This is a genomic window from Paenibacillus marchantiae (assembly GCF_028771845.1).
In the GTDB taxonomy this organism is placed as follows: domain Bacteria; phylum Bacillota; class Bacilli; order Paenibacillales; family Paenibacillaceae; genus Paenibacillus; species Paenibacillus marchantiae.
In genome coordinates, this window is sequence record NZ_CP118270.1 from 6359155 (window position 1) to 6385658 (window position 26504).

At 45.3% G+C, this 26504-nt stretch carries 24 protein-coding genes; 11 read left to right on the forward strand and 13 right to left on the reverse strand.

What is annotated here, in order from left to right:
* Nucleotides 1-103: 103 nt before the first annotated feature.
* From PTQ21_RS28660 to PTQ21_RS28680, 5 genes are all read right to left on the reverse strand, one after another.
* Nucleotides 104-1243: a DUF4179 domain-containing protein gene (locus tag PTQ21_RS28660; protein ID WP_269054836.1), complete on the reverse strand. Its 1140-nt coding sequence runs from the start codon at nt 1241-1243 to the stop codon at nt 104-106.
* Nucleotides 1233-1781, reverse strand: coding sequence for an RNA polymerase sigma factor (locus PTQ21_RS28665; protein ID WP_256338006.1), 549 nt, complete (start codon nt 1779-1781; stop codon nt 1233-1235). Before PTQ21_RS28665 ends, PTQ21_RS28660 begins: the two co-directional genes overlap by 11 nt.
* A gap of 140 nt (nt 1782-1921) precedes the next feature.
* Nucleotides 1922-2248 (reverse strand): hypothetical protein, encoded by a 327-nt coding sequence (locus PTQ21_RS28670; protein WP_090809739.1) that lies wholly within the window; start codon nt 2246-2248, stop codon nt 1922-1924.
* A 38-nt stretch (nt 2249-2286) separates the two neighbouring features.
* Entirely contained in the window at nt 2287-2910 is a 624-nt protein-coding gene (locus PTQ21_RS28675) for an SMI1/KNR4 family protein (protein WP_090809737.1), read from the reverse strand.
* A 38-nt stretch (nt 2911-2948) separates the two neighbouring features.
* Nucleotides 2949-3398, reverse strand: a complete 450-nt coding sequence (locus PTQ21_RS28680) for a DUF6386 family protein (RefSeq protein WP_274568020.1) — start codon at nt 3396-3398, stop codon at nt 2949-2951.
* 100 nt (nt 3399-3498) lie between these two features.
* Between PTQ21_RS28680 and PTQ21_RS28685 the strand changes: the two genes are divergently transcribed.
* From PTQ21_RS28685 to PTQ21_RS28700, 4 genes are all read left to right on the forward strand, one after another.
* Nucleotides 3499-4311, forward strand: a complete 813-nt coding sequence (locus PTQ21_RS28685; protein WP_063565388.1) for a MerR family transcriptional regulator — start codon at nt 3499-3501, stop codon at nt 4309-4311.
* Nucleotides 4308-4997: a GNAT family N-acetyltransferase gene (locus PTQ21_RS28690; protein WP_063565387.1), complete on the forward strand. Its 690-nt coding sequence runs from the start codon at nt 4308-4310 to the stop codon at nt 4995-4997. The genes PTQ21_RS28685 and PTQ21_RS28690 overlap by 4 nt, the downstream gene beginning before the upstream one ends.
* Nucleotides 4970-6133 carry an alpha/beta hydrolase family protein gene (locus PTQ21_RS28695; protein ID WP_063565386.1) on the forward strand — a complete coding sequence of 388 codons (1164 nt, stop codon included), beginning with the start codon at nt 4970-4972 and terminating at the stop codon, nt 6131-6133. The genes PTQ21_RS28690 and PTQ21_RS28695 overlap by 28 nt, the downstream gene beginning before the upstream one ends.
* Nucleotides 6134-6314: 181 nt before the next feature.
* Complete coding sequence (locus PTQ21_RS28700; RefSeq protein WP_063565385.1) at nt 6315-6692, forward strand: PilZ domain-containing protein; 378 nt, start codon at nt 6315-6317, stop codon at nt 6690-6692.
* A gap of 67 nt (nt 6693-6759) precedes the next feature.
* Here PTQ21_RS28700 and PTQ21_RS28705 read toward each other — a convergent pair whose 3' ends face one another.
* Together PTQ21_RS28705 and PTQ21_RS28710 are read right to left on the reverse strand one after the other, a co-directional pair.
* A complete protein-coding gene (locus PTQ21_RS28705) occupies nt 6760-8106 on the reverse strand; it encodes a uracil/xanthine transporter (RefSeq protein WP_274568022.1) in 1347 nt (448 codons plus the stop codon).
* Nucleotides 8103-8687 carry an ankyrin repeat domain-containing protein gene (locus tag PTQ21_RS28710; RefSeq protein ID WP_274568023.1) on the reverse strand — a complete coding sequence of 195 codons (585 nt, stop codon included), beginning with the start codon at nt 8685-8687 and terminating at the stop codon, nt 8103-8105. The genes PTQ21_RS28705 and PTQ21_RS28710 overlap by 4 nt, the downstream gene beginning before the upstream one ends.
* A 184-nt stretch (nt 8688-8871) precedes the next feature.
* Here PTQ21_RS28710 and PTQ21_RS28715 point away from each other — a divergent pair, with 184 nt between their 5' ends.
* Nucleotides 8872-9765 carry a LysR family transcriptional regulator gene (locus PTQ21_RS28715; RefSeq protein ID WP_063565383.1) on the forward strand — a complete coding sequence of 298 codons (894 nt, stop codon included), beginning with the start codon at nt 8872-8874 and terminating at the stop codon, nt 9763-9765.
* 102 nt (nt 9766-9867) lie between these two features.
* Here the strand turns inward: PTQ21_RS28715 and PTQ21_RS28720 are convergent, their stop codons facing one another.
* The 5 genes from PTQ21_RS28720 to PTQ21_RS28740 form a co-directional block, all read right to left on the reverse strand.
* On the reverse strand, nt 9868-11787 hold the full coding sequence (locus PTQ21_RS28720) for a beta-glucoside-specific PTS transporter subunit IIABC (protein WP_274568024.1): 1920 nt from the start codon (nt 11785-11787) through the stop codon (nt 9868-9870).
* A 127-nt stretch (nt 11788-11914) separates the two neighbouring features.
* Nucleotides 11915-12766, reverse strand: a complete 852-nt coding sequence (licT, locus tag PTQ21_RS28725) for a BglG family transcription antiterminator LicT (RefSeq protein WP_053781440.1) — start codon at nt 12764-12766, stop codon at nt 11915-11917.
* A 234-nt stretch (nt 12767-13000) separates the two neighbouring features.
* Nucleotides 13001-14425: a glycoside hydrolase family 1 protein gene (locus tag PTQ21_RS28730; RefSeq protein WP_274568025.1), complete on the reverse strand. Its 1425-nt coding sequence runs from the start codon at nt 14423-14425 to the stop codon at nt 13001-13003.
* 247 nt (nt 14426-14672) lie between these two features.
* Nucleotides 14673-16130, reverse strand: coding sequence for a glycoside hydrolase family 1 protein (locus PTQ21_RS28735; RefSeq protein ID WP_062325655.1), 1458 nt, complete (start codon nt 16128-16130; stop codon nt 14673-14675).
* A 280-nt stretch (nt 16131-16410) separates the two neighbouring features.
* On the reverse strand, nt 16411-16701 hold the full coding sequence (locus PTQ21_RS28740) for a hypothetical protein (protein WP_274568026.1): 291 nt from the start codon (nt 16699-16701) through the stop codon (nt 16411-16413).
* Nucleotides 16702-16849: 148 nt separating this feature from the next.
* Between PTQ21_RS28740 and PTQ21_RS28745 the strand changes: the two genes are divergently transcribed.
* From PTQ21_RS28745 to PTQ21_RS28755, 3 genes are all read left to right on the forward strand, one after another.
* Nucleotides 16850-17914, forward strand: a complete 1065-nt coding sequence (locus PTQ21_RS28745) for a suppressor of fused domain protein (RefSeq protein WP_072734612.1) — start codon at nt 16850-16852, stop codon at nt 17912-17914.
* 18 nt (nt 17915-17932) lie between these two features.
* A complete protein-coding gene (locus PTQ21_RS28750; RefSeq protein ID WP_274568027.1) occupies nt 17933-18691 on the forward strand; it encodes a helix-turn-helix transcriptional regulator in 759 nt (252 codons plus the stop codon).
* Between the two features lie 113 nt (nt 18692-18804).
* The gene (locus PTQ21_RS28755; RefSeq protein ID WP_063565378.1) at nt 18805-19593 is read left to right on the forward strand and encodes a hypothetical protein; all 789 of its coding nucleotides are present in this window, start codon (nt 18805-18807) and stop codon (nt 19591-19593) included.
* Nucleotides 19594-19699: 106 nt separating this feature from the next.
* On the opposite strand, the gene PTQ21_RS28760 is transcribed toward PTQ21_RS28755, so the two are convergent.
* Nucleotides 19700-21451 carry an ABC transporter ATP-binding protein gene (locus PTQ21_RS28760; protein ID WP_274568028.1) on the reverse strand — a complete coding sequence of 584 codons (1752 nt, stop codon included), beginning with the start codon at nt 21449-21451 and terminating at the stop codon, nt 19700-19702.
* Nucleotides 21452-21621: 170 nt separating this feature from the next.
* Between PTQ21_RS28760 and PTQ21_RS28765 the strand changes: the two genes are divergently transcribed.
* From PTQ21_RS28765 to PTQ21_RS28775, 3 genes are all read left to right on the forward strand, one after another.
* Nucleotides 21622-23040, forward strand: coding sequence for an ABC transporter permease (locus tag PTQ21_RS28765; protein ID WP_072734795.1), 1419 nt, complete (start codon nt 21622-21624; stop codon nt 23038-23040).
* Nucleotides 23041-23052: 12 nt separating this feature from the next.
* On the forward strand, nt 23053-24567 hold the full coding sequence (locus tag PTQ21_RS28770) for an ABC transporter permease (protein WP_090953620.1): 1515 nt from the start codon (nt 23053-23055) through the stop codon (nt 24565-24567).
* A 65-nt stretch (nt 24568-24632) separates the two neighbouring features.
* Nucleotides 24633-26459 (forward strand): ABC transporter substrate-binding protein, encoded by a 1827-nt coding sequence (locus PTQ21_RS28775; RefSeq protein ID WP_079696315.1) that lies wholly within the window; start codon nt 24633-24635, stop codon nt 26457-26459.
* Nucleotides 26460-26504: the final 45 nt, after the last annotated feature.

Genomic DNA, 26504 nt, shown 5'->3' on the forward strand with positions numbered 1-26504 from the left:
ATTTTTATTTTTTTGCAACAGCAGTCCCCGTATAAGAAAAATGAAAAGACGACACAAATTCATCTACAAAAACCATGACTTTGTATCGCCCTTCTTCTGAATCCTATTTGATTTTCAGTTCCAGCTTGTGTTTCTCCGCTTCCTGCAAATCATCGTAAACTTTGCCCGGTTCACCGTGAAGTTTTAATACCAGAGATTGGGGGGCATCCAGCAGATTACTACTGAAGGAATAGATCATCCCATCTTCCGTCCCGTTACCTGACACACGGGACAACAAGGTCTTCTGCCTGTCCTTGGTGGTGGATACAATCTCGGTAGGGTTGACCACATCACTGACGGAGAGTTTGGTTTTATAATCAATCTTTTGATTAGGTTCATAGATAAATCTTACCCGTGTCACAAGTGGAGATACCTCTGCTTCAGATAACATTACCTCATGACCGCCAATCGTAAATAACTGATTAAGTTTGATCTTCTCGGTCTTGGGCACCGAAAATTTAGGGTCCAGATCGAAGCTCACTTCCATCGGTTTCGAAAATTGGTATTTGGTATCTTTTTTAACCTTATTCGTGTCAGTCAGCAGATCAGGAACTACAGATGAAATGCGAAAATTGAACTTCACTTGTCCAGGAAGCGGTGTATTCCCATCCATTTCAACGGTGCTACGTCCATAAAGTATATACTTTCCATTGGAGCTATACAGACTGCTTATACCGCCATTGCCAAGTGATTGGTTCGTCATGCCATTGACCATACTCGTTTTGGGAACCGAATATATCTCCTGGGAAGCATCCGTCTGGGCTGTGTACAAAACGATTATCTTGTTTTCATCCGCCATAACTGCATTGACGGTTAACTGATATATTCCTGATTTCACAGAACGATTCACGAGCTGTACATAACCATTGTTAATTGCGGATGTAATCGTGTTTCCGTCTACATCCTTTTCAGCCAACTCCCGAAAAGGTTCAAGAACTCCCCAATTCTGTGCGGGCTGGCTGTACATTGCCTGTTGTGGAGTACCGCCAAGTGGACCCATCAGCAGCCAACCGGCTGCCAGAGCGGTTACGAGCACCGCCGTAATCCACTTTAATTGCACATGACCTGTCATTCGCCGAGTTCTTGCCTTGGCCAGACCTTGCTGAATGGCAAAGGCCGTGTCCGCCGGATTCAATTGCTGTCTCTCCAGCTTAACTTGGGAAGCATCTGCGAAAAGTGCCTGCTCCTCCGGACTAGTTGTCATGCCAATCCCCCCTGATCTTCATCTGTTTCCGTAACAGTTCCAACCCTTTATGCTGCCAGGTTTTAATGGTGCCCTCTGGTTTGCCAAGAATGGAGGCAATCTCAATCGACGTCATGTCGTTATAGTATTTCAGCAGTAATACATGGCGATATTTGGGTTTGATTTTCTCAAGCATGGACCACATCGCAAGTCTATTGTCGCTGCATCCTGCACTGCCAGACTCGGATATCGCCTCCTCCAACCCTTCGCTCGGCAGTGGTGTTGCCCGTTTGCGACGCCTTTGTTCATCAATGCACACATAGATCAGAATACGTATAATCCACGATTTGAACGCCTTCTCATTTTTCAGAGAGCGACGCTTGATCCAGGCCCGGCATGTCATCTCCTGCACTGCTTCGAGCGCATCATGACGATTACGCAGGTAACTGTAGGCAATGGAGATCAGCGTGTCCTGATGCTCCATGATGGATTGGACAAATGTCGTCTCGTCTTCGCTCTGTACAAACAGCATCTTTTTCATCTCGGCTTTGGTTTCCACCCCGCAATCCCCTCCTTCTCTCTCTTTCTGTGGTTTAAGACGGATGAACAAGCCAAACCGTTTTTTATTTATTTCCCATCACAAAAAAGCCCCGCCTAATCCTGAGGAGGAAGCTCTTGTATTGATTTCCGCATCATTATTTAAAGTTCAAACCATTCCAGCTCATTATCATCCTGATTCGTAGCTGCTTCCATTTGTTTCAGCCAGTTTGCTGCGATGTCACCCCAAGTATGGAACAGACAATAGATGTATAACTCTCCCTCTACAATCTCATCCATTCCCGATGCCACTTCAATCGAGACTTGTAAAGCTTCAGGCCAGGGCGAAACCTCCTGAAGCAACGCAAACCCATCTTCATAATGATCCAGCTTATACAAGTCAGAGAAGGTTAAGGCATCCGCCAGTCGCTTCACAATCCGAGGTAAAATGACAGGATTTGATGTTCTGATGCCATATTCCCAGCCCACATGGTACCTCCTTTAATCTAAAAGTTAGCTAAAAACGATTACTCTTGCTCATTCAATTCATTGATCGAGCGGTCCAGCCACAATTCATACCAGTCGAGAAAACCCAGCCGCTCCGCGTTGCCCATATAATGATCCGGATAAATTCCATTACTGTTCGCTCGATCATCGGTCCAGATCTCTCCGTAGGACAATCCCTTCACGATCAGATTGAGCGAGACGCCACATCCAAAATCACTGATTCGCAGCATCCCTGCCGACCATTTCGGATCATAATACTCATGTTCAAGCGCTGCCCACTCGTCCTCTTCTTTGCTGTCGTCGTACCAGTCCACATCCCAATTCCAGGATTCCACATGTGGAAACGGCTCAGAAATTGCATTCAATTCATCATCATAATCCATCACCAAATATATGCCGTTCTCCGGCTTTTCCAGCCCATAATAAGGACCTGTACCACCGCTTCCAATCCCAAGCAAAAAAGCTTGATACTCTTCGGGCAGCGTTATCTTCCATTTCTGTTCAAAAGCTTTAATTTCGTCCAATGTCCATACCGGAGCCATCTCATATTGATGATTCTCTGCCCCAAACAGATTCCGCTTCGGGTCCAGAGTCTGGAGTTTGTTCAACTTTCCCTGTATGCGTTCCAACTGTACCTTGTACATGTACGTAAGCCTCCTTCCATCGCGTTGTACCTATAACGTCAGATTCGAATCAAGTCATTCAAACTATTTTCGCTTTGCAGACTGGGTTTGATGGTAATCCATATTTGATTGCTTTCCCTCAATATTATGCACGCATAATTTCCGGGCTCCATCTGGAGCAACACACCACCGCAAGACTCATCGGGTTCTAGCTCGCCCCCAGTGACATCCTCCGCCGCCCCCAGATACACGTTACCGGAAGGGACACGTAGATGGTATACCTGTGCAATCTCCAGTTCCTTCCCCGCATCATCCAGACTCCATGTCACCTCATACTGTCCATCTTCACCCAGATTCAGAAACAAACAGTTGCCTGCATTTACCTCTGTCAGTTCATCCTCTGCAATAGACCACCAGTCCGGTGTGTCTCCAACACGATGTTTTAGCGCCCCCAGATCGTACAGGCACAATGCTGCCGTATCCGTGAAGAACTGAAACTTCCCGTTCATTCTATCTCTCCTTTCTAATTCAAAATAAACACCTTGACCCTAGGTCAGACCTAAGGTTTATAGTGGAACTATTCCATTCAAGCAGACAGGAGCCAGCTTAATGAACAAATACATTACGATTAGCGAACTATCCAAATTAATGCATGTTTCAATCCATCAAATTCGATACTTTGAGGAAAAAGAAATACTTTTCCCGGCATATGTGGATACCAACCACTACCGTATGTATGGAATGGATGAGATCTACCAGCTTTCTCACATTCTTCTATTGCGCAAGTTGAATGTCCCTGTTCAGCAAATCAAAGAGTGCATGCTCTCCTATTCCGCAGATGACTATAACCGATTATTAACCGATTCACTTCGAGCTGTACAATCACAGATTGATTCGTTAATGCATATGGAACAATTCATTCAAGGCATATTGCAGGAACAGCAGGAATGGATCAGCCAATCCCAGCAGGATCAGTGTATACCCATATATGAGATAAAGGAAATTCCTGTTCGGCATTTCACCACTTGGATCACCATCCAACCAAACGAATCTCTGCATGCCCGTGCACTTTATCAGCATCGTACGGATCAACCTGCATTGTTTGAAATTGATTTACACTACTTGTATACCTTAGACCAGGTTGCAGTCTGTGTTCCGTTTTCTAATGCTACCAGCGATTCTTTTGTTGAAAAAGGGTTATATCTAACCAGATCATTCACAGTGACATCCGAAGAAAATATTACCCAGGAAATTCATCACCTTAAGGAATATGCATTTCAAGCCACTTACGTGCTGGTAGACCCTATAATCTTGATTGAAAAGTCCTATCTCTCCATGTTAGGAACTGATCAATTACACTATGAGATTCAGGCCAGAATTGAGGTCACTCCTCCTAAAGTGAAAGAAAGGAACCCATTATGAACCTCACGACTCCAATTCAAATTGTGGACTATGATGATCAAAATCAACATCAACTGGCTGTCCGAAAATTAATAGTCCATTCTTTTGCAACCAAGTTTGAGGCTCTTGTTCGGCTCGCCCCAACGGAAATAGTTGACTTGCTTGGCGCTATATGGATTGATCAGGGAAACTCACCCTCCGATAGGCAGTTCATTGCAATGGATGGAAACCAGGTTGTCGGGGTTCTATGCCTGAAATGGTGCCTCAAAAACCCCCTACAGATAAAAAAGGAGATCCATCACATTCCACTCCGTAAGCTTTGCAAGCAATACGGACTACGCAATGTCTGCATGTTTATGGTCGGAATGATTGCCCTGGAATATAAGCCAAGTCCACACGAATGTTATATTGAGCATTTGGCTGTAGCTTCAAGTCACCGAAAGCGTGGGATTGCCAGACAGTTGCTGATTACTGCTCAGCAGTTTGCAAACCAACATCTCCATTGTAAATATATATCTTTGCACGTATCCAGCAGCAACACACAAGCCATTCGTCTTTACCAACAATTGAACTTCAGAGTGGAATCATCACACAACAGCATTTCCCGAAAATTCCTGTTCCGTGAACCTGAATGGATTTTCATGATGATCCCTATCTCTAACATACAGGAGGCATTTCAGTGTTTAAACAACAGCCCCCTAGACTAAGATTATTTACGACCTCAGTTTTCAAATGGCTGATCGGTGTAACAATCATCATTCTGGCTATTGTGTCTTGGCTGCTCATTCAGAACACATTCAACATGAAAGAAACACGCATCTCCATTCCAACCTCATATGGACAATTAACGGGTATACTCACACTGCCCAAACAGCATTCAGATAAGGTTGGCCTTGTCGTTTTTGTACATGGTGATGGTCCGATTAATGCCAGTTATGACGGTGGGTATCGACCTTTGTGGGAAAAGCTTGCCATGGCGGGGTATGCCTCCCTCTCGTTGGATAAACGTGGTGTTGGCGGTTCCTCGGGAAACTGGCTTGACCAAACCATGGAGGATCGTGCACAGGATGTCTTAACCGCCATTGAATGGGCCAGAAAAGAACCCTCTATTGATCAAGATCGAATTGGTTTGTGGGGTGCCAGCCAGGCTGGATGGGTCATTCCAAACATCGTGAAACAAGATCCGGATATTGCATTTAGCATTTTGGTTTCCCCCGCCATCAACTGGATTACACAGGGCAGATACAACACCCAGCAGGAAATGCTCCAGAAGGGATATACCGAGGAAGAGATCACTGCAAGGCAGCTCTATAATGACCAGGTTCTGCAGCTGATTCGAAACAAGGCCACCTATGATGAATATAAACTCATAGCTAATAAGGACCAACTCATTTCCAAGGAGCGTTGGACGTTTATCGTCAACAATGTGGAATCAGATGCCACAGATGGGCTCGTTTCGTTTCATAGCCCTGTTCATCTCGTGCTTGGAGGTCAAGATATAAATGTCGATGTTCAAGAGACAGAGCGCGTGTATCGTCAGATGATTCCACAATCACTGCTCAGTGTAACCAAACTACCGGATGCTGATCATTCGATGCTGCCCTCTTCACTGGTACATTCTACGTTCAAAACCTATGCAACGGCCTTGTTCTCGCCACGAAAACTAATGGACGCACAGTATTTGGATGATATTGTTCAATTCTTGAACTCTATTCACGCAGTTGATCAACCGTTTGTTGCACACTTCCGGTTCCCAATCGATTCATTTCTCCTGAAATTCTTAAGAAAAATGACGCAATTTGATCCGCTCCATCCCCTTTTGATCCGCAGGCGAGATTATTAGAACCATATTTAACCATTATATCAAGCCCGGCACACAGGTTAAAGGTACTCAAGAGTTAACTAGGTTCATGTTATACATGTGAAGAATTAAGGTGTTAGCAAACAAGGTTATTCTCTTCATTTTTTTAGCAAAAATGACGATATAATCATAACTGACTTTTTTTGATTTTGTGGAGGAAACCATGGCTATCAACCTTAGAAGAGAACCTTTTCGCTATACTTTAAAGGAACCGATAATGTTCGAAATTTTTATACTCAGCATTAACGGCGCCTCAGCACCACCCAAACCCATTCAAGCGGAATTATGCGATATCAGCCGATCCGGCTGTCAGCTTTCATTTCCGTTAAATCTACATGTGGAGTCCAATAACATCCGAATCGGCATGAACTTGCTGCTTTTTGAAGACCCCTTGTATTTGGAAGGAACGCTGCGCTGGGGCAAAGAAGAAAATAACCAATGGCACTACGGCGTACAGCTGGAGATCCAGCAAGGCAATCATGAGCGTTTATCCAGAGAAATGAGAATGCTTGCGGGGCAAGGCAAAATTATGGTGAAGTAACCCGGGAAGCACGAATCTAACAAAAAAAACAGCCCGGTGAACCGGACTGTTTCAATATTTTAAATTTTCAGGCTGCTTTGGTAGCAGTCGTAGTATTGTCCATCTTGGACCAATCCACTGTGGTTTCGAGCAAAAGTGACACCACAACCCCAATGACAAGCCCATTGCTAATGATCGGAATGAGATACATGGGCAGAGCATGAAACGCTTCAGCAGGGATGTTCATTACAGCAACACCTGTAAGAACAGGCAGTGCCACACGATAGATGGTTTTGGAATTAAAGGTGGTGCCTTCAAGTGTTCTTAGGGCTGTACCAAACATTTGCAAATAGGCTACAAACAGCACAGCACTCCCTACACTGGGAGGAATTTGTGCGAAAAAGGCTGTCACAGAAGGTGTAAGTCCCAATATACATAACATGCCTGCTCCAACAACAAACGCAGCCCGTTTCAGAATGCGGGTGCTCTCCAGAAAACCAATCGAAGAAGCAAATAATCCGAACGGCAGCACACCTACAAACGCAGATAACATGGTGAACAATCCCGTGAGCATGTACGATCGTTTATATTGTTGGCTGGTCGTTTGCACTCCATATATTTTTTCGACGGAGCTTAATGTGGTGATGGAGTTCGTCATATTCACCAGCCCAACAAAAAAAGCTGTGATGACGATTCCCGGTTCCCACTTCGGCGTCCCCCATGGAAACCAGGAAAACAGGTTTAAATCCTGTTGACCGGATACTCCTGCATGTTGTCCAGGGAACACAAAACTGTAGGCAATCCACCCCGTCACGATGCCAATCAGGATGGAATAGTTGCCAAGCTTGCCTTTTCCCTTAAGCTGGATTAAGGCCACAAGAAACGCAATAGCAACGGACAACGCCGCTACAGGCAGGTTGAATGTGCCAAACTCGGTGTATCCAACCATGCCTTTGAAGAAATTCATGGTCAATTGAATCGTCATCAGAAATAACATCGCACTCTTGACCATTGGTGTGAACAGCTTCTGAAGCACATGCGCCGCTCCAAGCCCGCCAAGGATCATCATCGTCAGCCCAGCTAACAGGAAACCCGCAGCCAGTCCTCCCCCAATACGTTCCAAACTCATTCCTGCCGATGAAGCCGAGGCCGTTAAGCTTAGCGTCAGCCCCCACCATAACCCCGAGGGACCATCCATCACGGCATAACGATGGCCAAAGAACGCCTGTAATATACACACAGCCCCGGTAAGCAAAAAGGCATGCTGCATCGACGCAGCAATGGCCTCCGGTGAAAGCTGAAAATTGTGTCCGATGGATAACGGCACCACCACTGTGTTGGTAAACAGGAAGAAAAACCACTGAATACCTGCCAAAGCAAGCGATGACGCACCCTTTAAATTATTTTGCAAAGATTGCTCTTGATGTCTGTTCATGATTGGGTTAACATTCGCTCCATTTCTTTATAATGATGCCTCCGGGCATGCGCAAATGCTGTAACGCCGTCCCGGTCAGCAATGGAAGGATCGGCACCATATTGCAAAAGCAATGCTACGATCTGCTGATGGCGAGTTCGGCCATCCCCCAGAATGACCGCTTCCAGCAAGGCTGTCCAGCCCAGATTGTTGATATGGTTCACATCCACATCCGTGCGTTTCAGAAGGATCTCCACAATATCGACATGACCTCGATCTGAAGCAGGAATAAGAGCTGTGCCCCCAAACCGATTCGTAATCCGGGTATCGGCACCTGCTTTTATAGCCAGTTCGACCATTTTACGCAAACCTTCCGCACTGGCATACAGCAGCATGTTGTCCAGTCGTTGATCCTGGATGTTCACATCCGCTCCCGCTTCAATAAGCATACTTGCCGTCTCTGGCTTGTTGCCATGTACCGCGGCCATCAGAGGCGTCCGTCCTCGCGCATCCCGGTCATTCACTCCGGTTCCTTGTGCGATAAACCGCAGCACATCATCTGTATGTCCAGCTTCAGCAGCTGCATGTATTGTTTTCAGCATCGCACCTTCACCCTCCAATTCGTCGTCATCCTCACGGCATATATTCGATAGATCATAATCGACATGTGTGATTTGCAGTGTTTAAATCTTATGTATGGTAACATAGGATGTAAGTATAATAAAAATACATGTTTTGTTGGTTTCCCATATGAAAATCATATCGCTGCAAATAAGGAGAACACACGTGGATATCAAACAATGTCGCTATTTCATCGCGATTGCCGAGGAGAGACAGATCACGGCGGCAGCGCGCAGATTACACATGGCTCAGCCTCCTTTAAGCCAGCAGCTCAAGCTGATGGAAGACGAGCTCGGCGTGGCTTTGTTTGAACGCAAAGGACGCAGCATGGAGCTGACACAGGCGGGTCGAAGCTTCTATGATTATGCGGTCACAATGACCAAATATATGGAAGAAGCCGTCATGGAGATGCAAAGCTTCAGGTATGGCATTCGGGGCAAGCTGTCGCTTGGCATTAATACCATTTCAGATCGTTTGATCCCACAGGCGCTCCAGCAGTTTCGGACAACACACCCTCAGGTGACTTATAAAATTCAGCAAAATGAATCTGCACAGCTCTGCCAGCTCTTGGGTGAAGGCAAAATTGAGCTTGCCTGTGTACGGATGCCTGTCAAAACAGAGCAATATGAAGTGCTGCATCTACCGCAGGAAGCTCTCTTCTATATTTCCTCCACACCACTGAAGTCAGCGGATGAGCGCGGGATTTATTTTCAAAAGCTGGCCGATATCCCTCTCTTGCTTCCTAGCACTGAAGGACTCGGGATGTTCGAACTGATATTACAGAAATTCCGTGAGCATCACGTGAACCCTTCGATTGCGGGCGAATGCTCGGATATTAACATGTTGTTGGAACTTGTGCGACTCGGTTTTGCAAGCTCCATCGTGCCCCATACGGTTCTTCAGCTTTATCATGAGCATCCGTTCCATATCTATCGTATTCAAGATGCGCAATCTAACGTAGATTCTGCGCTTGTGTGGCATCGCAATCGTCATCTTTCCAAGCCCGCGCAGCACTTTGTACAATTGGTTCAGGAGCTGCTGCCATCTCGCTCGGTTTAGTGTCCAGCAGATATTAGCCTGGAAAAATATCGCCCATATATAAAAAGCAGCAGCCTTGCCGAAATAATTTCATCCGGAAAGACTGCTGCTTTTCGATGTTCGTTAACCTTTTGCCGTGAACAACAATTCTTTTTCCTTAATCGTTGTACGTCCGGCAGACTCAATTGAATTATATTGATGCATGTTCGTAATGATGACCGGCGTAATCGTTGTGTAACCGGCTTTTTCGATTTCTTCTCTGTCGAATTCCATCAGTACATCACCAACGGCAACCTTCGCTCCTGCTTGAACTTTAGGGGAGAAGAATTGACCTTTCAGTTTCACGGTATCAATCCCGATGTGAATCAGCATTTCAGCGCCGTCATCACTAACGAGACCAATGGCATGTCCACTCTTCGACAACGAGAATACTGTACCGTTAATTGGAGAAACCACACGGCCTTCCGACGGCTGAATCGCAAACCCTCTACCCATAATCTCTTCGGAGAATGCAGGGTCTGGAACTTCGCTCAGTGATTTAACTTCACCAGTAATTGGGCTAAATACTTCTTGATCCAGCACTTTAGTTTCTTCAACAGCAGTTAATGCGGAAGCAGAAGTCGTTGCTGCTGGTGTTGTAGGCTCAGCAGCTGGCGTAGCTTCAACCGATTGTGGAGCATTGTCTTCTTGGAAACCAAGGATGTACGTCAGTACTGCTGCTGCTACGATGGCAATCAAACCACCAGCCAGAGCGTAGAGTAACGTGCTAATTGCCGGACTGATAAATGCTGCAATACTCGGCAGACCCACTAGACCTGTAAGTACATAAGCTTTAACATTGACGATCCCCATGAATCCACCTGCAACAGCTCCACCGATCAGGGCTGCTATAAAGGGTTTTTTGAACTTCATATTGATCCCGTACATTGCCGGTTCCGTAATCCCCATAATAGCCGTAAGACCTGTGGAATAAGCAAGCGATTTAGTTTTACCATTTTTCGATCTAAGACCAACACCAAATGCTGCACCACCTTGTGCCAAGTTAGCTGCAAACATCAGTGGAATAATAAAATCGTAACCGAGTGATGTCATCGAACCAACAATGATCGGCAGCAGTGCATAGTGCATACCCGTAATGATCAGAAGTGACATCGTACCACCAATCAAGATACTTGCGAATATAGACATATTGTCGAACAACCAGGAAATACCACCTGACAAACCATTACCGAGCACTGTACCCAATGGTCCAACTGTCATCAAGGTCAGAGGAACCATAATTAACAGGGTAACCGTTGGAACAATCAGAAGCTTAAGTGAAGCATGTGTAACACGATCAACCGCTTTCTCTACATAGGAAGCAATCCAGATTGCGAGAATAATTGGAATAACCGTAGAAGAATAGGTTGCTGCTATAACCTTAATGCCCACAAATGTGGTGTCACCATTGGCAAGCAAGGCTGTAATCGTCGGATGCATAATCCCCGCTGCCAACGCTGCAGCAATATACATATTGCTACCGAGCTTACGTGCAGCACTGATCGCCAGAATGATCGGCAGGAAGTAGAATGCACCATCACCGATAGCAGATAAAATGATATAAGTTGAACTGGTATCAGACAACCAACCTACAGCTACCAGGATTGCCACGATCCCTTTGATCATACCGGCACCTGTAATCGCTGGCAGAATCGGCGTGAATATTCCGGAAATAAAGTCGAACAATGCACTTACTGGATTTCTCTTTTTCTTAACCCCAGTCGAAGTACCGGTTGATCCAGCGTCTGCATTCGGGGATTTGGACATGTTGCCTACAAGTGCATTATACACAACGGGCACATCGTTCCCGATAATGACCTGGAACTGTCCGCCATTCTCCATAACGCCCATAACGCCAGGTGTATTTTTCAGCGTCGCTTTGTCCGCTTTTTTGTTGTCATTCAGGTTAAACCGGAGTCTTGTCATACAGTGTGTGACTTGATCGATGTTCTCTTCGCCACCAACAAGCTTCAGAATATCCTTGGACAATTGTTGTTTATCCATTGTGTTTTGCTCCTTTTATGTGTAATGAAGGTTAAAAAAAAACCTAAACACTGAATAATGACAAAGCAGTTTCAGCTTATCATTATTCAACGTTTAGGTTTTGCCTTTTTTGCAGTAACAATCCCAATTATTCAATTGTTTGTTCAGTTCTGACAACTCGTTCAATATGAATGGTCAGATATAGGATTTCTTCCTTGGATAAGACCCGGCTATAGATCTTGCGAGTATAGTCGTTAATCTTACAGGCACAAGCATGTGCCTCAGGATATTGTTTGCTCACCAGGTCATGAAGCGGATTATCTGCTTCCTTATCTTCAATCGCTGTACCGTGTAGTACGCGCTGAGCAAAGAACTTCAAATGTGTCAGGAATCGATAATAACTCAGCGAATCCTCATCCAGCTCAATGACAAAGCTGCGTCGTACAATGTTGAGTATATCTTTTACGATATTCGTAATGCTGATGGTTTCTCTCATCTCACCGTTCATCTGGGCATTGACTAGATGCATTGCGATGAATGCGCATTCGTCTTCAGGAAGCAGGACACCCAATGTTTCTTCAATAATCTGAAGTGCCTTGAGCCCAATGGCATATTCCTTGCGGTACATGCGCTTGATCTCCCAGAATAATGCATTACGAATCTGCAAGCCTTGACGATGCCGGTCAATGGCAAAATGAATATGATCCGTAAGTGAAATGTAGATGCTTTCATGAAGCTTCTCACCCAACACGGTCTCGGCGTAACGAATAATCTCATCCGAGCATTCAACATATTCAACTGGAATATCAGACAGAAGCGTTTTCAGTTTCTGCGATACTTCCTTGCTTTCCAATGAGAATATTTTTTCGACCAGACTGTCGTCTATCGTTTCACCAGTATGCTTTTTGAAGGCTATGCCCCGTCCCATGACGACCAGTTCGTTTCCTCCTGGATCAATCACAGTAACTACATTGTTGTTCAGCACCTTCTCAATTTTCATTTCTTCACATCACCTTGCACCGTCAAAGTAGTAAAAGGCAAAACCAAAGTTGGTCATGATACACATGCCCCGCTTCTGGTTTTGCCTGATTGAACAGTAACAATCCAGTATTCATTAGCCTTAGGCCCATCTTACCATATAATTATCCATCTGACAATGTTTTTGTGAAAGCGGTTAATGTGCTTGAATATGACACAAGAAGATGCTGCCCACATATGTCTTTGGAACTAGAAATTAATGGTTTTCGGATTTTAGACTTGCGCCGTTTGTATCAATAACTTCTTTGTACCAATGGAATGATTTTTTCTTGTAACGATCCAGGGTACCTGATCCATCATTGTTACGGTCCACATAGATGAAGCCATAGCGTTTCTTCATTTCTGCTGTGGATGCACTCACCAGATCGATGCAGCCCCATGAGGTATAACCCATGACTTCAACGCCGTCTTCAATCGCTTCACCCACTTGCACCAAGTGATCATTCAGGTATTGAATCCGGTAATCATCATTCACTGTTTTATTGCCATTTTCGTCTGTGATCAGCTCATCGACTGCACCCAAACCATTTTCGACAATAAACAGCGGTTTTTGATAACGATCCCAGTATTTATTCAGCGTTACGCGCAGGCCTTGCGGGTCAATCTGCCATCCCCATTCACTTGCTTTGAGGTAAGGGTTCTGTACACCTGCAAACAGATTTCCTTTACCTTCAACACGTTTCTGTGGGTCACCTGTCTCACAAATACTTACATAGTAACTGAATGAGATGAAGTCCACCGTATGTTTCAGAATTTCAGCATCGCCATCTTCAAACTTGATGTTGATATTATTCGCTTTGAAGTAACGATTGATGTATTTCGGATAATAGCCACGTGCATGAATATCGGCAAAGATGTCATTCCGCTGTTCTGCATGCATTGCAGCTACAACATCATCCGGATTTGGTGTCAATGGATAGGTTGGCATACTGAGTACCATACAGCCAATTTTCGCTTCAGGCATAATCTCATGACCCAGTTTAACTGCCAGCGCACTTGCCACCAGCTCATGGTGGATTGCTTGGTACAGATCCTGTTTGGACAGTTCCGCTTTTGGTGTGAAAATGCCGCCACTCATGAATGGTTCTTCCAGAATGGAGTTAATTTCATTAAACGTCAGCCAGTATTTTACTTTGCCTTTGAAACGGTTAAACAGCACGGTTACATAACGCTCGTAGAAATCAATCATTTTACGGTTAACCCAGCCATCATACGTTTTGGACAAATGCAGCGGTGTCTCATAATGAGAGATCGTTACGAGGGGTTCAATCCCGTATTTGTGGCACTCGCCAAACAGGTCATCATAGAACTGCAGACCTTTTTCGTTTGGCTCCAATTCATCGCCTTTAGGGAAAATACGGGACCAGGCAATGGATGTGCGGAATACTTTGAAGCCCATTTCAGCAAACAATTTAACGTCCTCTTTGTAACGGTTGTAGAAATCAATACCAATCAATTTCAGGTTATCCTCTGTCGGTCCTTCCGTTCTTGGCGTCGTAATCCCATGCGGCATTACATCCTGAACAGACAGGCCTTTGCCATCTGTATTGTAGGCTCCTTCGAGCTGATTGGCTGCGACTGCGCCGCCCCATAGAAAATCCTTCGGAAATGGTGTTGTCATATCTGTCATTCCTCTCTGGTTACGTTATCTTCATTCTTTGTTAAAACGGTTGACCCTATGCCCGTAAGCACTTGTTTCGATCAGTTCCACATCAATAAGCGGACAACACGCCAACTAAAGGGCTTCAGATCAGATAATCACCGATGGCCTGCTTTATGCTGGGTTTTGCCCGCTTTATGCGGTAACAATCCTCGAATAGCCTAATTACTACAGCGATCCGGGTTTAAGATAAAGGAGTCAGACCAAATTATAGTTGCTCACCATTGCTGGCAATTACGTTTTTGTACCAGTCAAACGAATCTTTCTTCGAACGTTTGAGTGTTCCATTACCTTCATCGTCCAAATCCACGTAGATGAAACCATAACGTTTGGACATTTCAGATGTGGACATACTCACGAGGTCAATCGGCCCCCATGCTGTAAATCCAATCAGATCCACACCGTCTTTGATCGCTTCTTTCATTTGTTCGATGTGTTTCTTCAGATAATCCACACGATAGGAGTCATGGATTGAACCGTCTTCTTCAACACGGTCATATGCACCCAGACCATTTTCTACGATGAACAATGGTTTCTGGTAGCGATCCCAGAAGTTATTCAACGTTACGCGCAGACCGATCGGGTCGATCTCCCAGCCCCAATCGGAAGCTTCCAGATAAGGGTTTTTCACGCCGCCAGTCAGGTTACCTGTTGTTTCTTCTTTGTCTGCGGATGCAGATTTGGTTACGGACATGTAGTAACTGAAGGAAATGAAATCAACGGTATTATTGAGCAAGATTTCATCATCGCCTGCTTCTTTCTGAATCACAATGTTGTTTTCTTCAAAATAACGAGCCATGTAGTTCGGGTATTGACCACGAGCATGCATATCCGTAAAGAAGAGGTTAATCTGATTCTCATGTTGCGCCAGACGAACATCTACCGGATTACAAGTCGCCGGGTATGTTTCCATACGAGCAAGCATACAGCCCACTTGGGAACCAGGAATAATCTCATGTGCAAGCTTGGTTACCAGTGCACTTGCTACAAATTGGTGATGCAGCGCTTGATATGTCGTTTGCAGTTGGTTGTCCACTTTATCAATCAGGATACCGCCGCCTGTGTATGGGCTAAACAACATCACGTTGATTTCATTAAACGTCAACCAGTATTTCACTTTATTTTTATAACGGTTGAACACAGTCTCTGCATATCTCACATAGTGCCCAATCACTTCACGGCCTGCCCAACCATTGTATTTCTGTGTCAGACCCAGCGGAGTTTCATAGTGAGACAAGGTTACCAACGGTTCAATGCCGTATTTCAACAGTTCGTCGAAGACATCGTCATAGAATTTCAAGCCAGCTTCGTTCGGCTCTTGATCGTAACCATTCGGGAAAATACGTGCCCAGTGAATGGACAAACGGAACACTTTGAAGCCCATTTCAGCAAACAACGCGATATCTTCTTTATAGTGATGATAGAAATCAATACCAAAGCGTTTAGGGAAACGTTCTTCAATTTTGCCAGAAAGGATCTCTTCAATTCGTGTAGAGGAGATTTCCATGGCATGTCCACCTGTACGCTTCTCTTTGGGAACATGCGCAATCATATCCGCAGTAGAGAGACCTTTGCCGTCCTTATCGAATGCACCTTCTAATTGGTTGGCAGCTGTAGCGCCTCCCCACAGGAAGTTTTCGGGGAATCCTTTTTTTGCCGTGGTCATAACGAACAACCTCTTTTCGAATTTTATTTGGGTTTTTCCCGAATACAGCGGCTGTATTTCACGCCAAAAAACAAGAAAAACCTAAACTCAAGGTAAAATAGCTCGCAAAAAAAGAGCCTTCATTTCACCATCAGTTTAGGTTTTGCCTGTCTGCACAGTTACAATCCATCAAAAGATGTTATTGTGTATTCGGTTGTTTTTCTCTTGTAATGTAAGCGTAACATATCTGTTTTGCAAAATCAACTTTCCGCTCAATGCACTCGCTGACCACCTTTGGACGTTATCGAGGCATTCGCATAATCGCTGCTCTTAGGGCATTTGTATCCCCGTATTCGAGGTAGCTGGCAGGACTTTCGTCGCCCAATGCAGGAACTTTCATGTCTATCCATCTTAGCGCATATTCATCCATTTCACATAATATAACCTTGCTAATATCTGCCGGAATCCCTCGCTGCTCTGCACATTCAGCCCATTTTGGGTCCACATGTAAATATGATTTTTCAAAGAGTTGCACAAATGAGTCCCAACTGCCTTGATTAAATTCCGCCAGATATAACTCTTTCATACTCATGTAAATTCCCTCCCTGAAATAGACATCGTAACCCCCAAGTCCTACGATAAGCAATTCATCCTTAAGCCGCTTGAAACCGATTTTGAAAAAGGTAGACTTAATTTTAAATGTTTTTCGGGAAAATGGATAGCCAAGGAGGAACACAACAATGACTGAAGAAGCAAACACATCCGGTTGGGATGCCATTGATATAGCAGTTGGTAAGTTATATGGAGATCAGGAACCACTTCACTATGGTACAGCCATTCCTTATATGCTCGGTGGACCTGATCCGCTAAATGGAATTAGCGTATACAAAGTGGATGCCCCCATACCTCACTGGCATTTCATTACCTATGGTTTTTCAGAACTGTATGAGAAGGAATCGGAAGATCTCGAGCATAGCGGTTATGGATTTGAAATGACGTTTCGGCTTACCCGGAGTGAGGGTGAGTCCACACCCCCGTCTTGGGCTCTGAATCTATTACAGAACGTTGGACGATATGTTTTTACTAGCGGAAACGTATTTCATGCAGGAGATTACATGGATGCAAATGGCCCCATTTGTCTCGGCTCAGATACATTACTAACCGCACTTTCTTTTATTGAAGATCCTGATCTGACAGAGATCTCCACACCCAATGGAACGGTGAAATTCATTCAGATGGTGGGAATCACCGGTCTGGAACTCGAAACGATGCAAACATGGAACACCCGCGGATTGTTAGCAGCCTTTGTTGAATTCATGCCAAAATACGTTACGGATCTCATGAGAAATTCATATTTGGATATCCCCTCAGTGATACAGGCTGTTGAGCGCGGGATTGAAGAGGAAGGTTCCAGTACAGCATTTTTATTCATACAACAACTGGCCTGGACATCTCCACGCAAGAGAATACTGCAAAAAAGTGTACCCGCTGAACTCCAGATCGGAGCAAAACAAGCCCAAATTATCGGAAAAATACTACGTAGCCGCTTTTCAAAAGGCGCTCCACTGTCCCTAATCGGATCAGGAGTGAACATTACGTTCGAAGCCGGGGGGACACCTTCATTTTCTGAGGATGGCAACCAGATTAAGGTAATTGTGCATGAACAAACCGTATCGGAGTTAGTTGCAAACCTTCGCCCAGTCGAGCAAACATTTGAAATTGCTTCACTGCCCGGCGTTCTCTTTCGAATTGCCCGCACTGAAATTACCGATCAGGATGGTCATGTGATCGAAACCATCGGTTGATCACAAGGAGGTAACCATATGTCAAGAACATCTTCCTTACGGAAGAGCTGGTCCGAGAGCGAAAATTTTACTCCCGGTATGGCACATATTCAATATTTAACTAAAACCAATCTGGACAGGATTTGCAAAATCAATCATTTTCTGATTAACGCCTTCCAGCAGAGTCTCTCGGATATCAAAGAAAACCTATCCAGCACGTATCTCTTTCTGCTCACCGACGGGCATGGAGTTCTGCTTGCCATGGATTATAGCCCTGATTTGGAACAGGTGGTGAAACAGTCACCCATCCGCCCGGGTATGATCTTTACAGCTAGAAGCTGTGGCGTCAATGCCATATCCGAATCAATGGATAAACATGGGCCTGTTCAGCTGTCCCCTGAGCAGCATGAGAATCCACTTTTTCAGAACTGGCATTGCTACGCTGCACCTTTGTCGGTCGGTCTTCAACATGTTGGCTACCTGGACGTCTCCACCATTAATGCAGACATCCAGAGTGAGCTGATTGCAATCGCCAAGCTGATCCCGGCCCATATGCAAAATCGGTATCAATCTAACCTTGCCTCGTCGGTAACAGAGCAGCCATCGATTGAATTCACCAAGCGACAGTTAACCATTCTGAAAATGATCTCTAACGGACTGACGGTTAAAGCCATTGCTTTGAAATTGAAAATAAAGGAATGCACCGTAAATCACCATAAAAAAGTGATTTTTAACAAATTAGGTGTACAATCCAGCACGGAAGCTGTTTCAATTGCCAGCCGTCTGTCTTATCTATAAAGGTACACCTATAGATTCCTATAGCTGGTCAACACGAACATCTGTGCTAAGATTTTAGGTACACATGAATTAGAGAGAGAACAAGAACACACACACATTTTCAGGAGGGTAATATGTCTAATCCAAAAAAAGCTTCATTGTTTGCCATGTTAATTATGATTCTGTTGGTTGCTGCAGCCTGCGGCGACAAAGCGGATAACAACGCTAAATCGAAGGAATCCACTGCAACAGAAACCACTGCCGGCACAGATACAGACACAGCCAAGACAGAAGATACGGAGAACACGGAGAGCTCCGAAGCATCCACTTCCGAGTCCAAGGAAACAGATAACTCCAAAGACGTTGAATTGGGAACTACGGAAAAAGGCTCTTACAACAATGACTATTTCGGAGTTTCGTTGAAATTCCCCGAAGCTTGGGAGTTCCAGGATGCCGCAGGCATGAACGAGCTGACTAACGCTTCCTCCGAAGTTATTGCTGGAGATGATGAAACGAAGAAAAAACAAATTGAACTATCTCAGGCCAAAACACTGAACCTGTTGATGGCTTCACAATATCCATTGGACGGAAGTCAAGTTGGCCCTTCCGCCATGGCGATTGCTGAAAAAGTAAGCCTGCTGCAAGGAATTCGTACCGGTAAAGATTATCTGAAAGCAACGAAGAAATTCATGGAGGACAGCCAGTTCCCTTATGAATACAAGGAATTCACAACCGAAACCATCGGTGGCAAAGAGATGGATCTGATGCAAATTACGATGGATGCGGGCAATGGATCAACCATTACGCAAGATTACTACAGCACCATTATTGAAGGTTATGCATTCAACTTCATCTTCACCTATTTGGATGATACTACAAAGGCCGAGATCGATAACATTAAGAAATCCGTGCAGTTCAAATAATACACTCACTGTCACAGTGCTTGCTGTGCATGAATAGAACCCCGCGCAATGACCTTCTACAGATCATTGCCGGGGTTCTTTTTCGAGTAAAAATGAATGTTTCACCTTATCCGGAAATGGCCACCCAATGTCCCTCTTTTACTTCCACCCATCGGGACTGTTCCAGATTATAGCGATCTTCCACTTCTACCGTCTCTCTTGGGGCTTCGTTTACAGCATGACGTTTTTTCTTCGCTTCCACAGCCGGGTCCGGAACCGGAATAGCCGATAACAAGGCCTTTGTGTACGCATGCTGAGGGTTCGAATATAGTTCTTCACTTTCTGCTAACTCCACAATCTTCCCATTATACATGACAGCTACACGATCACTGATATGTTTAACCATGGACAAATCATGTGCAATGAACAGGTATGTCAGACCAAGTCGCTGCTGCAATTCTTCAAGCAGCTGTACGATCTGAGCCTGAATGGACACATCCAACGCAGACAAAGGCTCGTCACATACAATAAATTCAGGTTCCACGGCCAGCGCACGAGCGATTCCGATCCGCTGCCGTTGACCACCCGAAAATTCATGAGGGTATCGCTGGGCATGAGCCGGATCGAGACCCACCATCTCCAGCAATTCCTCCACACGTTTTTCCCGCTCAGCGGGGCTGCCGGCAAGATGGTGAATATCCAAGGCTTCCCCAATAATGTCCATAATTCTAAATTTCGGATTAAGCGAGGCATACGGATCCTGGAAAATAATTTGCATATGTCTCCTCATCGTTTTCATCTCTGAGGCAGAGAGGCGGTTGAGCGGCACTCCCTTAAACAGCACATCCCCACCTGTAGGTTCATGCAGTCGTAGAATGGCTCTGCCTGTAGTCGATTTCCCGCTGCCCGATTCGCCTACGACCCCAAGCGTCTCCCCTTGGCGAATCTCGAAACTGATATCGTTCACAGCTTTTAAAGTGTTGCCTTTACCCAAATTAAAATGTTGTTTGAGGGACTTCACTTCCAGTAAAGGCTGATCATCTTCCAGATCGCGTGGCACCAACGAGACGAGTTTCGGTTTTTTCTTCTCATCCAGTCGAGGTAATGCATTCAACAGTCTTGCTGTGTATGGATGTTTCGGATTCGCAAAAATCTCTGTGGTTGTGCCGGATTCCACAATCTGCCCGTCCTTCATGACCACAACCCGATCACACATGCCTGCCACTACTCCGAGATCATGGGTAATCAGAATAATGGAAGTGCCCAGCTGTGCCTGCATATCTTTCATCAAATTAAGGATTTGGGCCTGAATAGTAACATCAAGCGCAGTTGTAGGTTCATCCGCAATCAGCAATTCAGGACGGCAAGCAAGAGCAATAGCGATCATCACCCGCTGACGCATACCTCCGGAGAATTCATGTGGGTACTGGTTGAAACGTATTTCACTCCGGGTAATACCAACGAGCTCCAGTATGGCAATCGCCTGCTTCTTCGCTTCCCCTCTGGAAAGCTTCTGATGTTTAATCAGACTTTCGGTGATCTGTTTTCCGATTTTCACGGTCGGATTAAGAGAGCTCATAGGATCCTGAAAGATCATGCCGATGTCACGGCCACGGATACTCTCCATCTCTTTTTGCGTTTTATGGACCAGATCTACCCCTTTAAACAGGATCTCACCCTTTTTCATCTGCGAAGGAGGCGAGGCAAGCAGCCTCATAATGGAACGTGCCGTCACACTCTTGCCACTGCCGGATTCCCCTACAATGCCAAGCGTTTCGCCTTTCCGCACTTCAAAACTGACTTCTTTCACCGCCTGAAATTCATTCTCTCCGGAATGAAAAGAAACGGACAACTCATTTACTTTCAACAAAGGTTGCATGTGATCACCAGCCCTCATCCATATTTTCACATGTGCTCATATGTATACTCTTCCATACCTTGACAATTAAATAGACTCTAAATAATATATACTATATCAATCGGAATAATGCAATTTAAAATGAGATGAAAGGAGGCTCGCATGGTTTGAATCTTGCAAAAGGCAGCAAAATGTCACAGCTTGTTTACACCCTGGGATTTAATTATGGCAAAATGCTGCTTCATCCCTCCTATCGATATGTTCTATTTATTCTCGGACTGCCCGTTAATTTGGTTGTACTTCTGATCTGGCAATCTAGACGAAAAAGGGATGGCTGGGCCGTGGTTCAACAAGCTGTTGAACGCGATATGCTCTCCACTTCTTATCGGGATAAACTTAGGACGGACGTTGAAGAACAGTTGAGGCGTAAACACCGTTTCTTTCGGCAGCAAGTTAGTGAGGCAGAGTTTAAGCGTCAGACCGAGGAGTGGCTGGAGGAATCCGTTCAGAAGGAGTTAAAGGAACGAACGTTCAGCAAGCTTCAGGAACAGGGAAAACAGCGACTGACGATGGCTGATACATTCCAATCGATGATTGATAAACCTTGGTTCCTTGCGATATCAGTTATTCCGGGCTGTCTGATGTACGCCATGATGTTTTTGTATGGCAATCCTTATCTAAAGTACATATTCGAAAGAATTCTGATGACGGTATTCGTCATTCTGGGCGTAGCTACACTTGTATTCACCATCTTGTACCTGTCCCCATTCAATCCGGCGGCCAACATCCTCGGAGAGACAGCGACACAGGAACAGATCGCAGCTTTTAACCATGTCTATGGCCTGGATCAGCCCTATCTTGTCCAGCTCTGGAACAATATCAAGGGCATAGCGCTATTTGATCTCGGTAAGTCTTTTTCAGGGAATGAAGATGTCACGGCTACGATCGCCAGAAAGTTTCCAATCACGTTAACACTGGCCGTTATCTCCTTGCTGCTTGCCCTTGTCATCGCATTGCCAATCGGCATCATCTCGGCGATCAAGCCCAATTCACTGTTTGATTACACATTCATGTTTATTGCATTAATTGGATTATCGATTCCGAATTTCTGGCAAGGACTCATCTTCATCCTGAATTTTTCGATCAAACTGCAGTGGCTTCCGGCTACCTTCAATCCACAGAACTGGCTATCTATTATTATGCCAACGATTGTTCTGGGAACGGGATTAACCGCTGCGGTGGCCCGTATGACTCGGTCTTCCACACTGGAAGTTATTCATGAGGATTACGTGATGACTGCTCGTGCCAAAGGATTAAGCGAACGACAGGTTCTGCTGAAACATGCAGTGCGCAATGCGCTAATTCCAATCGTAACCGTTGTAGGTCTTCAATTCGGAGGCATGCTTGGTGGGGCGGCTGTAACGGAGAAAGTATTTAATATCAGCGGACTTGGAAGCTACATTGTGGATAAACAGTTTATCCCTGATATTCCGAGCATTATGGGCGGGGTCATATACACAGCGATTACAATCTCCATCATCAATGTTGTGGTAGATCTGTTGTACGCTTTTGTCGATCCCAGAGTTCGTTCCAAGATGAAACAATATTAAAGCAGGTGCACTATGACAAAATCGGGTTCACTTACACAAGAAATGCGTTTTCGGCTTAAGTCTTCACAGGAGTACAGTCAGGCGAGCTTCGCCTGGGTCACTTCCCTTCTCTTGTCGGTGTTACTGTTGTTCAACAGTTATGACTGGAGCCTTCAGGAGTTCAGACCATTTCTGCTGACTGCGCTCGGAATCTACCTATTTTTCACGCTGGTCCAGAGTGTACTGACGCTCCGAATTCGGAGAGACCTGATTCAGAAGGGGACAATCTCTGTGCTGACTCGCAGACTCGCCTGGGTCCAACTGTTAGGTATCATTTCAGGCAATATCTTTATCGTGACGGCCGCTTTTCATCTGATCAAGAAAACAAAGAGCATTGAGTATACATTTGCGGTGTATATGCTGCTGACCCAGCTGTTCGTTATTGGGGTCTCGGCACTCAATATGTTTAAACCGTATGTTGCGGATACGTTTTTGCCAGCCATGGCTGTGCTCGTACTTGTCCTTGTCATTGATTTGGTGGTGCTGTTTATCGTATCCCGGTATACGTCAGCCTCGATCATCCCACGCTGGATGCTGGGCGTGAGCGTGATCCTGATTCTGACTTCGGTCACAGGGAATGTATTCGCACTGCTGCTGGGTATCTCCATCATTGGACGAATCCGCAGACAGGGTAAACAAAAATCCAACTTCTGGAATGATCTGTGGGAGCGTCTTGCTCCGAATGTCACGGCAATGTCCGGTTTGTTTTTTATCATTTTCCTGTTCTCAATATCGATTTGCAGCTTCTTTACTTTTGATTACAGCATGGCTGTAGAAAATAACTACTCTGCCTTGCTTCAGTCTCCATCGCTCGCCTATCCCTTGGGAACAGATGACTTTGGACGATGTTTATTTTCCCGGATTGTATTCGGTGCCCGTATATCGTTGATCGTAGGATTCATGTCAACCCTGATTCCGGTACTGATAGGCGGTATTCTCGGAGCCTTCTCGGGATTCTATGGAAGACACACGGACAATATCATCATGCGACTGCTGGATATTCTCTATGCCATTCCGGGTATTCTGCTCGCTATCGCCATCATTGCGGCGTTCGGGGCCAATACGGTCAATCTTATTCTCGCACTCAGCTTGGGCTCAATCCCAACTTATGCACGAACCATGAGGGCTAGTGTGCTCTATGTATCTACGTTTGAATTTGTTGAAGCTGCACGTGCACTGGGTTACAACAATCGCTCGATTATTTTCAAACATATTATTCCGAACTCGCTCGCACCCATGATTATCAAGTCTACACTTACGATCGGCGGAGCGGTCATTGCCACCAGCAGTCTGAGTTATCTGGGACTCGGCGTGGAGCCGCATATTCCCGAGTGGGGCAACATTCTCAAGCTGGGCAGCACGTATCTGGAAACCCATTCGTATCTGGCCATCTATCCAGGTCTTGCGATCATTCTGCTCGTGCTCTCGTTCAACTTTCTTGGTGACGGACTGCGCGACGCGCTTGATCCGAAGCTCGAAAAGGCTTAACCACTTCTACAATATTCAACTCAAATTGAATTCCATTGATTATGAACTTATCTGGAGGTATTTTCATGAAAAAACGTATGCTGATAGCACTACTATTAACTTTTGTCCTTGTGGTCTCCGGTTGCAGTGTGAAGACCAAGACGGAATCCCAGTCAGAATCCTCACCATCGGATACAACAGAAAACACGCAAAACCAAAAACCGGTGGACATCGAATTACTGGCTCAGAGCTCCTCCGAAAATGACGTGAACATTATCCGCGACCAGCTTACCAAGAATGGCTTCAATGTTAAGCTGAACCTGCAGCCGGATTACGGCAGCTACAAATCCCAGCAGGATGCTGGCAATTATGACATTGCGCTGTCCAGCTGGACAACGGTAACCGGGAATCCGGATTACGCAGTTCGTTCACTCTTCAAAACAGGCGGAGATTACAGCATTCTGGCTGATGAGGAAATCGATAAACTTATTGACCAGGCTGCTACCCAGACTCCGGACGAATACAAGGATACGTATAAACAATTGGAGGACCGCTTGGTAACCGATCAAGCCTATATCGCTCCGCTGTACATTTCCCTGAAAAGTCAGGCTGTGAACAAAGACATTCTCAATGTAGACACCGTTCGCTTGTCTAAATCCCGCGCCATGGCATGGGAACCGATTGAATTCAAAGACAGCTCCAAAAATACAAAAGAACCATTAATTCTGACACAAACCGCTTCCGTCCTGACTTCCCTTGACCCGATCAAAGGAAATGACGGTTCCATCAACCAACTGAACACCAACATGTATGTACGTCTCGTTAACCTGACAGATGACGATCAACTTACACCAGAGGGTTCCCTCTCCCACAATTTCAGTATTGCTGAGGGTAACTCGGAGTATTACTTCATTCTCAGAGACGATATCAACTTTGCCAAGATTGATAATAAAAAAGCGGTAGATACGGGAGAGCGTGTCGGTGCAGATGACGTCATCTTCTCTCTCGATCGCGCCAAAAACAAAGATTCCGTACCAGATCACCGGACATACAGCCTTCACGAACATATCAAGGAAGCCGAGTTAGTAACCGATCTGGGCGCATTGGAATCCGTTCAGCAATCTAGTGGCAGTGGTACGGTTAAAGACGCATTGGAACAAGGGCTTAGCACGAAAATTACGGAACTGGTTACGGACAAAAACAAAGCCGATAACGCTGCCGGAAAGTATCAGGTTGTGAAACTCACAACAACGGAACCTTTCCCGCAAGTATTGAACTATCTGGCTCACCAATCTGCTGGCATTGTGTCCAAAAAACAGGTCGAAAGCATCAATACGTATGATGTAGCTTCGTTTGACGTGAATAAAGACATTCCTTACGGCGATCAGAATACCGTGACTGAAGGTGCTGCGTACAACAACACCCTGTATGCCAGCGGCCCATATATCTTGGCATATAAAAATGATTACGAAGGTGTATTCTATCAGAATCCCGGATACCGCAAAGGCTCTGAGTATGCACCCAAAATCTCTCAGGTGAATGTTCGATTCATCTCTGATGCCGACAGTGCGTTGTCTGCTCTTCGCAGCAGTGAAATCCACCTGTACTACGGAGTATCCGAAACAAAGTATGACATCATCAAAAATGACAGCAAGTTGCAATTGCAGAGCATTCCGAGCAATGCGGTTTCCTATCTGCTGTTCAACACAGCCAATCGGGAAGTTGCCAAGAGCAGTGATCTGAGAAAATCCGTGCTCTACTCCATCAATCAGGATGACATTTTGCAGTTCTACAAAAACAATAAACTTAAGGCATACTCTACAGTAAGTCCACTCGTGCAGACCGGGAATGAATTGAAGTCCGATCCGGCAAAAGTAAAAGAATTCTTGAGCGCCTACCAGGCTTCCAAGTAACAATTAAGATAAACGGCTGTCACCCGGATCACTCCAAGATCCGGA

Bases quoted from the DNA above. Each gene is read 5' to 3' on its own strand.
- PTQ21_RS28660 (WP_269054836.1), bottom strand. From the start codon at position 1,243: ATGACAACTAGTCCGGAGGAGCAGGCACTTTTCGCAGATGCTTCCCAA.
- PTQ21_RS28675 (WP_090809737.1), bottom strand. From the start codon at position 2,910: ATGTACAAGGTACAGTTGGAACGCATACAGGGAAAGTTGAACAAACTC.
- PTQ21_RS28680 (WP_274568020.1), bottom strand. From the start codon at position 3,398: ATGAACGGGAAGTTTCAGTTCTTCACGGATACGGCAGCATTGTGCCTG.
- PTQ21_RS28685 (WP_063565388.1), top strand. From the start codon at position 3,499: ATGAACAAATACATTACGATTAGCGAACTATCCAAATTAATGCATGTT.
- PTQ21_RS28690 (WP_063565387.1), top strand. From the start codon at position 4,308: ATGAACCTCACGACTCCAATTCAAATTGTGGACTATGATGATCAAAAT.
- PTQ21_RS28700 (WP_063565385.1), top strand. From the start codon at position 6,315: ATGGCTATCAACCTTAGAAGAGAACCTTTTCGCTATACTTTAAAGGAA.
- PTQ21_RS28705 (WP_274568022.1), bottom strand. From the start codon at position 8,106: ATGAACAGACATCAAGAGCAATCTTTGCAAAATAATTTAAAGGGTGCG.
- PTQ21_RS28710 (WP_274568023.1), bottom strand. From the start codon at position 8,687: ATGCTGAAAACAATACATGCAGCTGCTGAAGCTGGACATACAGATGAT.
- PTQ21_RS28720 (WP_274568024.1), bottom strand. From the start codon at position 11,787: ATGGATAAACAACAATTGTCCAAGGATATTCTGAAGCTTGTTGGTGGC.
- licT (WP_053781440.1), bottom strand. From the start codon at position 12,766: ATGAAAATTGAGAAGGTGCTGAACAACAATGTAGTTACTGTGATTGAT.
- PTQ21_RS28730 (WP_274568025.1), bottom strand. From the start codon at position 14,425: ATGACAACACCATTTCCGAAGGATTTTCTATGGGGCGGCGCAGTCGCA.
- PTQ21_RS28735 (WP_062325655.1), bottom strand. From the start codon at position 16,130: ATGACCACGGCAAAAAAAGGATTCCCCGAAAACTTCCTGTGGGGAGGC.
- PTQ21_RS28740 (WP_274568026.1), bottom strand. From the start codon at position 16,701: ATGAGTATGAAAGAGTTATATCTGGCGGAATTTAATCAAGGCAGTTGG.
- PTQ21_RS28745 (WP_072734612.1), top strand. From the start codon at position 16,850: ATGACTGAAGAAGCAAACACATCCGGTTGGGATGCCATTGATATAGCA.
- PTQ21_RS28750 (WP_274568027.1), top strand. From the start codon at position 17,933: ATGTCAAGAACATCTTCCTTACGGAAGAGCTGGTCCGAGAGCGAAAAT.
- PTQ21_RS28755 (WP_063565378.1), top strand. From the start codon at position 18,805: ATGTCTAATCCAAAAAAAGCTTCATTGTTTGCCATGTTAATTATGATT.
- PTQ21_RS28760 (WP_274568028.1), bottom strand. From the start codon at position 21,451: ATGCAACCTTTGTTGAAAGTAAATGAGTTGTCCGTTTCTTTTCATTCC.
- PTQ21_RS28765 (WP_072734795.1), top strand. From the start codon at position 21,622: ATGTCACAGCTTGTTTACACCCTGGGATTTAATTATGGCAAAATGCTG.
- PTQ21_RS28770 (WP_090953620.1), top strand. From the start codon at position 23,053: ATGACAAAATCGGGTTCACTTACACAAGAAATGCGTTTTCGGCTTAAG.
- PTQ21_RS28775 (WP_079696315.1), top strand. From the start codon at position 24,633: ATGAAAAAACGTATGCTGATAGCACTACTATTAACTTTTGTCCTTGTG.